15 protein-coding genes are annotated in these 13927 nt (G+C 63.2%); 9 read left to right on the forward strand and 6 right to left on the reverse strand.

From position 1 onward, the window contains the following. The 5 genes from BLU15_RS34645 to BLU15_RS34665 form a co-directional block, all read left to right on the forward strand. Positions 1-525 (forward strand): carboxyl transferase domain-containing protein (locus BLU15_RS34645; protein WP_305765362.1); only part of this gene is annotated, 525 nt, incomplete at its 5' end. Positions 526-536: 11 nt separating this feature from the next. Further along, entirely contained in the window at positions 537-827 is a 291-nt protein-coding gene (locus BLU15_RS34650; RefSeq protein ID WP_244546911.1) for a hypothetical protein, read from the forward strand. A gap of 30 nt (positions 828-857) precedes the next feature. Beyond that, positions 858-2861 (forward strand): acetyl-CoA carboxylase biotin carboxylase subunit, encoded by a 2004-nt coding sequence (locus BLU15_RS34655; RefSeq protein ID WP_090301681.1) that lies wholly within the window; start codon positions 858-860, stop codon positions 2859-2861. Positions 2862-2901: 40 nt separating this feature from the next. Continuing rightward, a complete protein-coding gene (gene scpA / locus BLU15_RS34660) occupies positions 2902-5040 on the forward strand; it encodes a methylmalonyl-CoA mutase (RefSeq protein WP_034800101.1) in 2139 nt (712 codons plus the stop codon). A gap of 81 nt (positions 5041-5121) precedes the next feature. Then, positions 5122-6384 (forward strand): hypothetical protein, encoded by a 1263-nt coding sequence (locus BLU15_RS34665; RefSeq protein ID WP_090301683.1) that lies wholly within the window; start codon positions 5122-5124, stop codon positions 6382-6384. Here BLU15_RS34665 and BLU15_RS34670 read toward each other — a convergent pair. From BLU15_RS34670 to BLU15_RS34680, 3 genes are read right to left on the reverse strand one after another with little or no spacing between them, the layout of a single operon-like run. Next, positions 6365-6904 carry a hypothetical protein gene (locus tag BLU15_RS34670; protein WP_090301685.1) on the reverse strand — a complete coding sequence of 180 codons (540 nt, stop codon included), beginning with the start codon at positions 6902-6904 and terminating at the stop codon, positions 6365-6367. The genes BLU15_RS34665 and BLU15_RS34670 overlap by 20 nt on opposite strands. An 11-nt stretch (positions 6905-6915) precedes the next feature. After that, a complete protein-coding gene (locus tag BLU15_RS34675) occupies positions 6916-7506 on the reverse strand; it encodes a hypothetical protein (RefSeq protein WP_244546912.1) in 591 nt (196 codons plus the stop codon). Next, the gene (locus BLU15_RS34680; protein ID WP_090301690.1) at positions 7506-8105 is read right to left on the reverse strand and encodes a hypothetical protein; all 600 of its coding nucleotides are present in this window, start codon (positions 8103-8105) and stop codon (positions 7506-7508) included. Before BLU15_RS34680 ends, BLU15_RS34675 begins: the two co-directional genes overlap by 1 nt. A 287-nt stretch (positions 8106-8392) precedes the next feature. Here BLU15_RS34680 and BLU15_RS34685 point away from each other — a divergent pair, with 287 nt between their 5' ends. Together BLU15_RS34685 and BLU15_RS34690 are read left to right on the forward strand one after the other, a co-directional pair. Beyond that, positions 8393-8983, forward strand: coding sequence for a VOC family protein (locus BLU15_RS34685; RefSeq protein ID WP_060520524.1), 591 nt, complete (start codon positions 8393-8395; stop codon positions 8981-8983). Between the two features lie 91 nt (positions 8984-9074). Further along, positions 9075-9767 (forward strand): glutathione S-transferase family protein, encoded by a 693-nt coding sequence (locus BLU15_RS34690; protein ID WP_029742732.1) that lies wholly within the window; start codon positions 9075-9077, stop codon positions 9765-9767. A 20-nt stretch (positions 9768-9787) separates the two neighbouring features. Here BLU15_RS34690 and BLU15_RS34695 read toward each other — a convergent pair whose 3' ends face one another. The 3 genes from BLU15_RS34695 to phnF form a co-directional block, all read right to left on the reverse strand. Continuing rightward, on the reverse strand, positions 9788-10414 hold the full coding sequence (locus BLU15_RS34695; RefSeq protein WP_090301692.1) for a hypothetical protein: 627 nt from the start codon (positions 10412-10414) through the stop codon (positions 9788-9790). A gap of 33 nt (positions 10415-10447) precedes the next feature. Further along, on the reverse strand, positions 10448-11842 hold the full coding sequence (locus BLU15_RS34700) for a selenium-binding family protein (RefSeq protein WP_090301694.1): 1395 nt from the start codon (positions 11840-11842) through the stop codon (positions 10448-10450). A 169-nt stretch (positions 11843-12011) separates the two neighbouring features. Then, positions 12012-12761 carry a phosphonate metabolism transcriptional regulator PhnF gene (phnF, locus tag BLU15_RS34705; RefSeq protein WP_029742729.1) on the reverse strand — a complete coding sequence of 250 codons (750 nt, stop codon included), beginning with the start codon at positions 12759-12761 and terminating at the stop codon, positions 12012-12014. 90 nt (positions 12762-12851) lie between these two features. Here phnF and phnG point away from each other — a divergent pair, with 90 nt between their 5' ends. Together phnG and phnH are read left to right on the forward strand one after the other, a co-directional pair. Then, positions 12852-13319: a phosphonate C-P lyase system protein PhnG gene (gene phnG / locus BLU15_RS34710; RefSeq protein WP_090301696.1), complete on the forward strand. Its 468-nt coding sequence runs from the start codon at positions 12852-12854 to the stop codon at positions 13317-13319. Further along, positions 13319-13927, forward strand: a complete 609-nt coding sequence (gene phnH, locus BLU15_RS34715) for a phosphonate C-P lyase system protein PhnH (RefSeq protein ID WP_029742727.1) — start codon at positions 13319-13321, stop codon at positions 13925-13927. The genes phnG and phnH overlap by 1 nt, the downstream gene beginning before the upstream one ends.

Here is a 13927-nt window from a genome sequence, read left to right on the forward strand (position 1 = left end):
AGCTCGCGCAAGGCCGCGCGTTTCGTACGCTTCTGCGACGCCTTCTCAATCCCGCTCCTGACGTTGGTCGACGTGCCCGGCTTCCTGCCTGGCACGGCGCAGGAGTATGGCGGCGTCATCAAGCACGGCGCCAAGCTGCTCTTCGCCTATAGCCAAGCGACCGTGCCAATGGTGACGCTGATCACCCGCAAGGCCTATGGGGGCGCCTACGACGTCATGGCCTCCAAGCACATCGGCGCCGACGTCAACTATGCCTGGCCGACCGCCGAGATCGCCGTGATGGGCGCCAAGGGCGCAACCGAGATCCTCTACCGCTCGGAACTCGGCGATGCCGAGAAGATTGCGGCGCGCACCAAAGAATACGAGGAGCGCTTCGCCAATCCGTTCGTCGCCGCCGAGCGTGGCTTCATCGACGAAGTAATCATGCCGCATTCGTCGCGTCGCCGCATCGCTCGTGCCTTCGCGTCCTTGAGCAACAAGCAGGTCGATGTCCGCTGGCGCAAGCACGACACGATCCCGCTCTGATGGAGGCGACGATGGAACGGGAGCCGGAACGCGTAATGACGCCGGAAGAGGCCCGACGCGACCACTGGCAGATGCTGCGCTACATGATCGTCAACGCGCTGATCGGCGTTGCGATCGGGGCCATAACGGCCGGCGTTCTGATCTGGCTCAATATCGGCGCGGTCGGCACGCACATCATCCGCTCGACGAGCCCGGTGCTCGCAACCCTGATGGTCGTCGTGCCTTTCGCGTTGCTCTTTGGAGGTGCTGCTGCAGCATCCTCGATCGCGCTTCTGCCCTATCGCCGCAAGTTCAAACGCTGACGCGCAGTCCGGATTTGAAAGAGAAACAAGATGTTCAAGAAAATCCTCATCGCCAACCGTGGTGAAATTGCCTGCCGCGTCATAAAGACTGCGAAGAAGCTCGGCATCGCAACGGTCGCGGTCTATTCCGACGCCGATCGCGACGCGATGCATGTGCGCATGGCGGATGAGGCGGTGCATATCGGCCCCTCGCCCTCGGCGCAGTCCTATATCGTCATCGACAAGATTATCGATGCGATCCGCAAGACCGGCGCCGATGCCGTTCATCCGGGCTATGGCTTCCTCTCCGAAAATGCCGCCTTTGCGCAAGCCCTGGAAAAGGAAGGCGTTGCCTTCATCGGTCCACCGGTTGGCGCGATCCAGGCAATGGGCGACAAGATCACCTCGAAGAAGCTTGCGGCCGAGGCCGGCGTTTCCACGGTTCCGGGCCACATGGGCCTGATCGAGGATGCCGACGAGGCCGTGCGGATCGCCGCATCGATCGGCTATCCCGTGATGATCAAGGCTTCGGCCGGTGGCGGCGGCAAGGGCATGCGCATCGCCTGGAACGACCAGGAGGCACGCGAAGGCTTCCAGTCGTCGAAGAACGAAGCGAAGAACGCGTTTGGCGACGACCGCATCTTCATCGAAAAATTCGTGACCGAACCGCGCCATATCGAGATCCAGGTGCTTGGCGACAAGCACGGCAACACGCTTTACCTGGGCGAACGCGAATGCTCGATCCAGCGACGCAACCAGAAGGTTATCGAAGAAGCCCCCTCGCCGTTCCTTGATGCCGAGACCCGCAAGGCCATGGGCGAACAGGCGGTCGCGCTCGCCAAGGCGGTCGGCTATCATTCGGCCGGTACCGTCGAGTTCATCGTCGACGGCAAGCGCAATTTCTACTTCCTCGAAATGAACACCCGCCTGCAGGTGGAGCATCCGGTGACCGAGCTCATCACCGGGCTCGATCTCGTCGAGCAGATGATCCGTGTTGCGAGTGGCGAAAAACTGGCCTTCGGCCAGGACGACGTAAAGCTCAATGGCTGGGCGATCGAAAGCCGGCTCTATGCGGAAGACCCCTACCGCAATTTCCTGCCGTCGATCGGTCGGCTGACGCGCTATCGTCCCCCGGTCGAGGGCAGACGCGAAGATGGCACGGTGACACGCAACGATACCGGCGTCTTCGAGGGCGGCGAGATCTCGATGTATTACGACCCGATGATCGCCAAGCTCTGCACCTGGGGGCCGGATCGCAAGACGGCAGTCGATGCCATGGCCGATGCGCTCGATCAGTTCGAGGTGGAAGGCATCGGTCACAACCTGCCGTTCCTTGCAGCCGTCATGCAGCAGCAGCGGTTCCGAGAGGGCCGGCTGACCACGGCCTATATCGCCGAGGAATTCGCCGACGGCTTCCACGGCGTTGCGGCCGACGAGCAGTCGCTTCGCAAGATCGCAGCCGTCGCCGTATCGATCAATCAGGTGCTGCAGGAGCGCGCCAGCCAGATCTCCGGCACGATCGGCAATCACCGTCGCATCGTCGGTCACGACTGGGTGGTCAGCCTCGGCGATCACAACTTCGCAGTCACCGCCGGCGCGTCTGCCGATGGTGCCTATGTCCGATTTGCCGACGGCGCCTCGGTTACGATCGCCGGTGACTGGGCTCCCGGCCGCACCCTTGCCACCTTCAACATCGACAATGAGCCCTTGAGCGTCAAAGTCGATCGGGTTGGAACCGCCATCCGGCTCCGCTGGCGCGGCATCGACACCATTGCCCACGTCAGAAGCCCGCGGGTTGCGGAGCTGGCGCGGCTGATGCCGAAAAAGCTGCCACCGGACACGTCGCGCATGCTGCTCTGCCCGATGCCGGGTGTCATCACCTCGGTCACGGTCAAGGCCGGCGACACCGTCGAGGCCGGGCAGGCTCTTGCCGTGGTCGAAGCGATGAAGATGGAAAACATTCTGCGCGCCGAAAAGAAGGCCGTGGTCAAGCGCGTGGCGGTCGCCGCCGGCGCCAGCCTCGCGGTCGACGAACTGATCATGGAATTCGAATGATGGCGACGGCTGTCGACGCCATCATCCAGGAGAACATCCGATGACCGAAAAGACCACCAAGGACTGGGAAACGCTCGCCGAGCGTGAACTGAAGGCAGCGCCGGAAAGCCTCACCTGGCAGACGCCCGAGGGCATTGCGGTGAAGCCGCTTTATACGGCCGGCGACCTCGACGGCATCGATCATTTGGATTCGCTGCCGGGCTTCGAGCCTTTCGTGCGTGGTCCGCGCGCGACCATGTATGCCGGGCGTCCCTGGACGATCCGCCAATATGCCGGATTCTCCACGGCCGAAGCTTCGAACGCCTTCTATCGGAAGAATCTCGCGGCCGGACAAAAGGGCCTTTCCGTCGCCTTCGACCTTGCGACCCATCGGGGCTACGACAGCGATCATCCGCGCGTCGAAGGCGATGTCGGCAAGGCAGGGGTTGCGATCGACTCGGTCGAGGACATGAAAATCCTGTTCGACGGCATCCCGCTCGACGAGATGTCGGTCTCGATGACCATGAACGGCGCGGTCATTCCGATCCTCGCCTCCTTCATCGTCGCCGGCGAGGAACAGGGCGTTTCGCGCGACAAGCTCTCGGGGACCATCCAGAACGACATCCTCAAGGAGTTCATGGTCCGCAACACCTACATCTACCCGCCGGAACCCTCGATGCGCATCGTCGCGGATATCATCGAGTATACGGCGAAGGAGATGCCGAAGTTCAATTCGATCTCGATTTCCGGCTACCACATGCAGGAAGCCGGCGCGACGCTGGTGCAGGAGCTTGCCTTCACGCTCGCCGACGGGCGCGAATATGTGCGGGCTGCCCTTGCCAAGGGGCTGAACGTCGACGAGTTCGCCGGGAGGCTTTCGTTCTTCTTCGCCATCGGCATGAATTTCTTTATGGAAGCGGCGAAGCTTCGGGCGGCGCGGCTGCTCTGGACCCGGATCATGAAGGAGTTCGAGCCGAAGAAGCCGTCTTCGCTGATGCTGCGTACCCATTGCCAGACCTCGGGCGTCTCGCTGCAGGAGCAGGATCCCTATAACAACATCATCCGCACCGCTTTCGAGGCGATGTCGGCCGCCCTTGGCGGCACGCAATCGCTGCACACCAACTCCTTCGACGAGGCGATCGCACTGCCGACGGAGTTTTCAGCGCGCATCGCCCGCAACACGCAGCTGATCCTGCAGCACGAGACCGGTGTCACCAAGGTCGTCGATCCGCTTGCCGGCTCCTACTATGTCGAGAGCCTGACCAATGAACTCGCGGAAAAGGCCTGGGCGCTGATCGAAGAGGTCGAGGCGATGGGCGGCATGACCCGTGCGGTCAACGCCGGCCTGCCGAAGCGACTGATCGAAGAGGCCGCGACCCGCCGCCAGGCCGCGGTCGACAAGGGCGAGGAAATCATCGTCGGCGTCAACAAGTACCGGCTCGACAACGAGGAGCCGATCGACATCCTGGAAATTGACAACAGCGCCGTGCGCGCCGCGCAGATCCGTCGCATCGAGGAGACGAAGCGGCGGCGCGACAGCGCAAAGGTGAAAGAGACCCTGGCCGCGGTTTCAAAGGTCGCCTCGACCGGCGAAGGCAACCTCTTGGCGGCCGCCGTCGAAGCGGCGCGGTCGCGCGCGACCGTCGGCGAAATCTCCGATGCGATGCGCGGCGCCTTTGGTGACCATGCCGCAACGCCCAAGGTCGTCAGCAAGATCTATGGCAAGGCCTATGAGGGCGAGCCTGAACTCGAGGTGCTCTCCGGCCGCCTCGACGAGGTTTCGGCGAAACTCGGCCGCAAGCCGAAAATCATGGTCGCCAAGCTCGGCCAGGACGGCCACGACCGGGGCGCCAAGGTGATCGCGTCGGCCTTTGGCGACATCGGCTTCGACGTGCTTGCCGGCCCGTTGTTCCAGACACCGGAGGAAGCGGCCGACATGGCGCTTGCGAACAAGGTCAATGTCATTGGCGTCTCTTCGCTCGCAGCCGGCCATAAGACGCTGATGCCGCAATTGGCCGAAGCGCTGAAAAAGCGTGGCGGCGAGGATGTCATCGTCATCTGTGGGGGTGTCATCCCTCGCCAGGACTATGACTATCTCATGGAGAACGGCGTGTCGGCGGTCTTCGGCCCCGGCACCAACGTGCTCGATGCGGCACGCGCGGTGCTCGACCTGATCGAGGGCAAGCGCCGCAACATCTGACGCCGGGCGACGCGGAGGACATTGTCTCTCCGCCCGCCCCGAGCGGTTGTCGTAGCCGGCCGACGCAACTATGGTGTCGGCATGACGTCGATCGCCGAAGTGTTCGGACCCTTTGCCCTGATGGCGCGCCTTCTCGCCCGCTTCTGGCCGCAGCTCCTGCTGATCGGCGCCTGCGGCGCCATCGTGCACGATCTCCTGATGCGGGCAGCCGTCTGGATCGGGATGCAGCATCCGCTCGGCGGCATGGTCACGCTCTCCCTCGTTGTGTTGGCGAAGCTCGTCGTCATCGTGCTGATGTTCATGGTCCTTCGCCCGGGCTTGCCGGCGCTCGAAGCGCTCCGGCAGCAACCGGCTGCGGCGCCTGTCGAGAGCAAGGTGCCGAAGGCCGAGCGCAGGCTGCTCGCCGTCACCGCCGCCGCCCTCCTGCCGTTCTTTGCCTACTACGCCGCCTGGGGGTTTCTCGGCGAGACCGTGCGCGAATATTCGCGGTCAGCACTTGCTGCCGTCGCTTTCGGCGAAAAAGCCAACTTCTTCGATATTCTGGGGTCGCGCGGCGTTCTCGTGTCGATCGCGCTCTGCTGGCTTGTACGCTGGGGCGCAAAACGCATGAGCAAACTGAGCGAAGCGCCCGTCTGGCGACTGCTGATCGTCGCTGCAGATGCAAGCTGGATCTTCATCGGTCTCTACGGCCTGTCGGTCTGGAAGGACCAGGTGATCACCTGGCTTGGCGCCGGCAAGCTTCTGGGCATGAACGGCTTCGCCTTCGCCGGCATTGCGCATGCCGCCGAGACCTTCGTGCCGGTGGAATTGAGAAAACCTGACTGGGATAGCCAGGCCACAGGCCTGTTCTTCTATGCGCTCCTTCCGGTCGTCTGGCTGGTCATGGCGGCCATCATCAACGGCTACGAGCTTTCGAGCGCAACACCGCGCACCCGGCCGGCATCGCCAAAGCCGCGCCGCGCCCGCACGCTGCGCAAATGGGTCGCCGATTTTCTCGACCACTTCATCGGCGATTATCGCTCCCGCTATGCGCCGATCTGGACCTGCCTGAAGCTGACGCTCGGTTCGGGGCTGGCGGCACTTTTCGCCTTTATCATCGCCTACAATGCCATTGCCTGGCTCGGCGCCTGGACGTGGTACGCGGCAACACGGACGCTGGACGTGGGAGATCTTGCGAGCTGGCGGCTCGTTTTCGATGCCGTGAGCCTTTTCATCGGCAGCCCCAGCGATCTCAACGGCGGCATCGTGCTCGATGCACTGCGCATCACCCTGCTGGCGGCGATGCTCGAACACGCCGTTTCCCGTCAGGCCGAGAAAGTCGAGATCAACTACGCGTCCACTTGAACACCAGCGTCTCGTCACTGGCGCCGGGAAATTCGATCCGCAGCGAAAGGTCCCGCGCCTCCGCCGGAACGATGAAGCTCTCGGCCATGCGGACGGGGCTGCCGGCCTTGGCATCCGTAAAGGCCAGGACACTGCAGCGCTGACGCTCGGCCACCTCCGGATACATCTCTCGCACGATCGGCTCGGTCAGGGTGACCGGTTCGAAGCGGCGCCCTTTGTCGTCGATCAGTCGAACGCGGCAGGCGCCCTTCGACAAAGCGGCGAGATCGGTCGGCGATGCCTCGAATTCGGTAAGAATGACGCGTGCGTCGTCGGTGCGCGGCAGGCGTCGCATATCCATAAGCTTCCATTGCCCGCCGGCGAAGGCCTGCGCCGCTCCATCCGCAACGATGATTTCCGGGCTACCACCGGCGAGCCATTGGCTCTCACCAAGGCTTTCCCATGCGCGGGCAACGAAGGCGAGCGGCAGCGCGACGATCAACGCGAGCAGGCAGGTCCAGAAGGTGCGTTTCTCGCTCATGACTACCTCCCTCAGTGCGCGGCCAGTGTCCAGGGCGCGCCGCTGCCGCTGCGCGCAATGGTGACGGACGGCTTGATCTCGGCCGGCTTCTTGTCGCCGAGCGCAATCGACAGTTCCTCGGCGAGCGGCGACACACGACTGCGTGCGACGAGCAGCGTGCCCTGGTCAACGGCCGCCTCGGGAAGCTCGAAGGCAAGAAGCACCGGCCTTGGCAGGCCGGGTTCGAGCCGCTCCGCCGGCAGATAGCCCGGCACGGTCGAGAACCGCTGGCTCAACGCATAGCGCAGACCATTGCCCGCCAGCCACTCGGCGGACATCAACGTCATCGTTTCCGTCTTGGCGACGGCCGCGCCCTCGATGACCAGCCAGATGCCGGATGTGGAGAAGTCCTTGACCCGTCCAAAACTTTCGACCTTGAGCTGTCGTGCCAGATGCACATTGGCTGCGCCGAAAGCGAAGTCGCGCGTCTCCACCCGCTCGCCGACAGCGCCGCGAATGGCGATCGGCGCGGTGATGTCGCCGTAGCCGGGGGTGCTGTTTCGCATCCCATAGAGCGCCGCGCTTGCAAGGCCGCAAAGCAGCAGCGTACGGAAAGCCGACATCATTGCTCCGTCGTCTCCACAGCTTGCGTCACCGGCAACTCGACGACCGCGGCCTCGCCGTCATCGAACCAATTCGGCGCGCCGTAGAGATTGTCACGTGGCTTATAGATCTGTTTGCCGATCGCCAGCGAAAGCGTTTGCGGTTCCGGGCGGTCCGCCGGCCACTCCCAGGCCGCGACCAGTTTTTCCGGCATGTTCGGATTGATCGCGCTGGCGATCCACTTGTCCCTCGCCAGGTAATAGGTGGGCTTGGGCTGCAGCGGAGCGGCGTCATCCTTGATCGTGATCAGGTTCATGAAGACGTTGCTGCTGGCCACGGACCGGTTGTCGAGTTCGAGATTCACCAGCAGGAACCGCTTCGGCTCGAACGGTTTGGTGCCGGTCGGCGGCAGAGACGACATATGGGCGCCGTTTATGGTCACCCGCCACCGGCCCGTGTCGACGACCTGGTCTTTACCTATGACCGGAACAGGAACCGGATTGGCTGCATCATAAACCGCCGATGCAAAGGAAATCGCAGCCGCCGCCATGCCGCCGATACCGGTGACAAGCATGATCAGCAGGCGCTGCCTGATCTTCGACCGCCGCATGACCGGCATCTGTCCTCCATCCACCCTGCGGATACTGCAACCGGAAGATAGGAAAGTTTGCCGGGGAAATCAAAACACGCGTGTCGGAAACGGTTTCTTCGGCAGACACAACCTCAGAACGAAGGTCGGGTGGGCTAAAAGCTGTGCATTGCCCAGCCACAACACGTTTGCCGCCCGCCAACCCACCCGTGATTGGCGCTTGCCTTCTGCCCGCGACGGGCGACAATTGCATGCGGTGGAAAGCGGTGCCAGGAGCCATTCGGCCCACATTCTCCGCCGAACCCGGGAGGCCGGCTATGCGCAAACTGCAATCGCAAGGCGTTCACCACATCACGCTTGTCGGGGCGGACCGTCAGACGTCGATCGATTTCTGGGAGGGGCTGCTCGGCATGCCCTTCATTTTCGAGCAACCGAACCTCGACCGGGCGAGCGAAAGCCACCTCTATTTCGATCCGGGCGACGGCCGCCTGATTACCGTCTTCACCGACGAGAACCGCACGCCGGATCCCGAGCGCACCCCGACCGACATGGGCTGTGTGCATCACATCGCCTTTGCTGTTTCGCGCGCGACATTCAACCAGGCGGTGGAGCGGCTCGAGGAGCGAAAGATCCGCCACAGTGGCGTCAAGGATCGCGGCTTCATGGATTCGATCTACTTCGAAGATCCGCTTGGGCTGCTGGTTGAACTTGCCTCCTATCGCTTCGAGCCGCCGGCCGGTCACAGCCATGCCGAAGTCCTGATGGAAGCGCATAGGATCAGGACTGAACGCGGCGACTATAACATCGCCGAGGTCCATCTCGCCGATGCGATCGAAGCCCTGAACGAACGCTCTCGGCCGACGCTGTCGCTCGATCGCCAACCGAAGAACCCATACGGACCGCGATAGGGTGGCGCTTGGCGAGATCTGCAGCCAAGTGGCGGTGTCTGCGGCGGGCGAGCCGGCACCAGTTCAACGACGATCAACCGGGAGGAATGCCATGTCCGCAATCCAGCTCAACGTGATCAAGCCCAGCGTCAACAACATGACCGCGCGCGTGTTCCTGCGCGCGGCCAAGCTCGATTTCAGTGAAAACGATGTCTACGGCCAGACGCGCTCGCCCGAATATCTGGCACGAGCGCCGTCGCATCTGACACCGATGATCGAGACCGCGGACCTGCCCAGGGGCGCGCTTTGGGAAAGCTGCGCGATCATGCAGTACCTTTGCAACAAACATGGGCTTGATGACTTCTACCCGAGGGAACCCGAAGCACGCGCGATGATCGACAGCGCCATGTTCTACCTGATCGGCACCTTCTATCCCTACCTTGCTCGCGCAACCTATCCGGCGCTGAACTTTCCGCTCTACGCGGGCGAAGTCGGCTGCAGCGATGCCGATGCGGCGACGAAGGAGATCGCCCGGAAGGCAGCGGTTGCAGCCCTTGCCGAACCGCTCGACGTATTCCGCGCTTTCTACATTGGCGATAAGCCGTTCATCGGTGGCGCGAAGCCTTCGATCGCCGATATCCGGCTCGCAGCAACGCTCGAGTTCCTGGCCGCGATCGACTATGACCTGCCGGACTGGGCAAAGACCTACATGGCAAGCATCGAAAGAACGCTCGGGGCCGCCTATGCCGAGCCCGCCGCCGATGTCCGCGGCTATATCGCTTATGTAAAATCGCAGCGGCAATAGCCTGGCGGCTGCGATGCGGATCATTGAATGAGGAGTGCGACGCCGGTTGCCCCGAGTGCGAACGTCCAGAGGCGATCGAAATTGATCCAGGCGGAACGCAGGACCGCAAGGTCGAACCAGGTGAAGACGGCGAGCGCCAGCACCGCGGTCACCGTCAGCATCGCGATGCTATGCACTGCGACGGCGGCGAGCGAGACCGGCAGCGAACTTGCCATCGCCAGTTCGCCGGCGTGACCTGCAAGACAGAGACTGAGCACCGCCGGCACCAGCATCAGGCCGGCCCCATGGCTCGTCGCCATCAGGAATGACCAGACCGCAAGTCCCGCCATGCCGGTCCGCATTCCGATCCGGACGCGGTGGCGATGGCCATGAATGGCGGTGTAGCCGGCGGCCCCCAGAATGAGCACGGCGGCCGCGATCCTGAATGTGTTCGGATCCAGCACCGAGCCGAATGCTGCGACCACCGCCAGCACGGTCGCGACCGAGATCGCGTGACCAACCGCAATGGGTGCGAGGGACAGCCAGACGACCCGGCTGCTCTGGCGATGAAGTCCGAGCGCAACCGCAAACAACCAGCCCATTGCCGGGTTGAGGCCGTGAAAGGCACCGAGGCCGGCGAGCGAGAGCCATGGCCAGACCGTCGTCATTCGCCGTGACCCGGCTGCACCGCGGCTCCCTCCTCACGGATAACAATAGGAATCGGACGAGCAGTCGCCGCCTTCGAGACGAACCTGATGCGGTCGATGACCCTTTGGCCAGTCGACGAAGAAGTTTTCGTCGAAGGCGATCCCGCCACCATCGGCGACATCGAGCTTGACCATCCAACCGTCGATGCCTTCGGGATAGAACTGCGGGTCGATGGCGCCATAGAGCGAGTTGGTGAAATAGACCCGCTTGCCGTCGCGGCTGATTTCCACCATCTGCGGCCCACCGTTGAGCGCACCGTTCTTCGCCTTCGGATGGCTCGCACGCGAAACGATGCCGCCGATCCTGACCCGCCCCGTTTCCTTCGGTGCGAAGGGGTCGGACACGTCGTACTGGATCATGTCGCCGGTGCCCCAGCAGGAAACGTAAAGGAAGCGATCGTCCATCGACAGGTCGATGTCGGTGACGAGCGGCGCGACCGCACTGAAGCCTTTCAGCACCGGTGGCAACAGATCCGGATCGGCCGGTTCTGCCGGGATCTCGATCACCTTCTTCACGGCCCATCGGTCGCCGTCGCGATACCAGGTCCAGATCGACGCCGAGAGGTCCTTGAGGCTGATGACGCAGCCGACGAAACCGTAGGCCTTGGTCGGATCGTGCGCCGGGCGCAGTTCGAAAACGAGCTGGTGTTCCTCGCCGAAGTCGATCTCCTGCACGTGCTTGCGCTTGTGCAGGTCCCAGAAATGCAGGCGACGGCCGTATTTCGAGCCAAGCAGCACCTCCGGCACCAGCCCGTTCTCGAAAGTATCGGGTGTGCCCCATTCGCTGGTGATCATCGTGTCGTGGCCGAGGTGCCACCAGAAATCATAGGCGAGCTTCTGCGGCCCACGGTCCATTTCCCACTGTCCGAGCACATCGAAGCTCTGATGGTCGAGCAGGAAAATGCCGCCGGGCGCCTTGCCGTCTCGATCCGCAAGCGCGTTGACGTAAATGCCTTCGGGTCCGCAATGGGTTGTGTGCAACCGCGAATAATTCGCCTTCTCGGCGATTTCCGCGGGCTCGATCACCCGCACGATCTTCGGATTGCGGGGGTCCGGCTTGGTGTCGATGATATGGAGACGGGAGGAGCGCAGGCCCGGCACCACCAGGTAGCGACGCTCGACATGTGGATGCGGTGCGTTGGGACACAGGCACGAGGAGCAGGCGTTCCAGCCGAAATGGTGCAACTCGTCCCCGACATTCGGCATCTCGACCTGCCCGACGATCTGCGAATAGCTTTGCGACGCCGGATCCACATCGACGACGGCGATCGCGTCCAGCCTTCTTCGGTCCGGATCGAAAGCCGCCACGTAGGCGAGCGTCTCCTTTGGAGCCTTGGCCGCCATGCGCGGTGATGGATAGAAGGAAGGATCGGGTCGCCACGTCGCCATTGCCATTCTCCCCCTTAGAGAATTCCCGAATGCGCGGTCCTGATGCAGGCTCCGGTCATGCGGCAAAAACGCGTCGGAAATACGGCCTTTGCCTTATTTCCTGACAGGGATCGGAACGCTTCTGGTTGAGCGAGACGTCATCGCGACCGGCAGAGGCGGCCTGACGGCCTCAAGTCTCGATCCGCAGCTTCATCCGGTCAGCGGCAAAGCGGCTACGGGAATATTCGATCGGCTTGCCGTCGAGATCGGCGTTGATCGACTGGGCTTCGAGCACGATTGCGCCCGGCGAGAGCTTCAGCATCGCAAGCTCGTCGGCGTCAGCGTGCCGGGCGACGATCTCCGTTGAGGCGCGTACATAATCATCCAGACCGTGGGCTGCGAAGGCCTTGGTGACGGAGTGCAGCTGTTCGAATTCTTCGGCCATGCGCGGGAAGCGATGCGCCGGATAGTAGCTCGAGGAAACCGAGAGCGGTCGACCATCGCCGCTGCTGACGGTTCTGAGTTCGATCACCGGATCACCGGGCCTGATGGCAAGCGCGCTCGCCACTTCGCCCCTTGCCGGCAATTCCGTGTGGCCGAGCAGCCGCGAGCCAATTTCCTTCACCTGGTGGCCAAGACCTTGCGAGAAGCGCGTGCGCTTTGAAATCGGATAACTCACCCGCTCCTTGCGCTCGATCATCGTGCCGCGCCCCTGGACGGGACGCACGAGCCCTTCTTCGGCCAGCGCCGCCAGCGCGCTTCTGACCGTGTGCCGGTTGACGCCGAACTCGCCCGCAAGCACCGTTTCCGGCGGCACCATGCCGGTCGCGTCATAGTCGCCATTGCTGATCGCCAGGCGGATCCGGTCGGCAATCTGCCGCCAGAGAGCGACGCCGGTCTGGCGCTCCACCACTTTTCGCGCTGCCGTGTCTTTTCGCATTGGCATGTCACAAGCCTGTCATTTGCCGACGTTATGAAAAAGTATAAGATGTATAGTTGTCTAGATCAATAGACATTTGAGGTGAAAATGATGGACGCGAAAGTGAAGCAGGAAAGCCCGCCGGACCCGGCGCGCAAGGAGGCCATGCGGTTGCTCGCCCAGGCAACGCTCGCCGAACTCAAGGACGCCTGGAAAGCGCTCGCAGACCAGCCCGAGGTTCACCCGGTCCGAGGCCCCGAGACCGGCCTCGTCATGGTGCGCGGCCGCATCGGCGGCGGCGGCGATCCCTTCAATCTCGGCGAGGCTACGGTGTCGCGCGCCACCGTCCGCCTTTCCACCGGCGAAATCGGCCACGGGCAGTTGCTCGGAACCGACAAGGAACGCGCCCGGCTTGCCGCCATCTTCGACGCCCTTGCCCAGCGTGACGGCGACAGGGCTAAGGTCGAGGCCCTACTTGGCCGCGTGGCCGACCGGCTTGCCCAGGAAGAACGCCGCAAGGCGGAAGAAACCGCGGCCACCCGCGTGGACTTTTTCACCATGGTTCGGGGAGACGACTGATGGCCAGCCAATCGCAGATTTACGCCGGCGCCTTTGCCGATCCAGTCTTTGCCGCTCAGTCCGTCTTCCGCGACCTGATGGACGGCTTTGCCCGTCCGGGTACGATCAAGCGCCTCGAAGCGACGAGCACGCCTCCGGCTCCGCTCGCTACGGCCGCAGGCGCCGTAGCGCTGACTCTGTGCGACCATGACACGCCCGTCTGGCTGACGCCGGCACTTTCCAAATCGGCCGTTCCGCAGTGGATCGCTTTCCACACCGGTGCTCCGCTCACCACCAGCAAGACCGACGCGCGCTTCGCCTTCATCGAAAAGGGCGCCGCCTTCCCCGGCTTCGACCAGTTCTCGCTTGGCACGCAGGAATATCCGGATCGCTCGACGACACTCGTCATCGAAGTCGAAGCGCTGAGCGGCGGCCCTGCGCTGACCGCCAAAGGCCCCGGCATCAAGGACGTGACGGAGATTGCGGTGAAGGGGCTGCCGGACGTCTTCCTCGAATTCTGGACCGCCAATCGCGCGATCTTTCCGCGCGGCGTCGATCTCGTGCTGACGGCCGGCGACAAGCTCATCTGCCTGCCGCGCACCACCCGTCTTTCGCTCAAGGAGGCGTGA

The sequence above is a fragment of the Ensifer sp. YR511 genome (assembly GCF_900103045.1).
Classification (GTDB): Bacteria; Pseudomonadota; Alphaproteobacteria; order Rhizobiales; family Rhizobiaceae; genus Ensifer; species Ensifer adhaerens.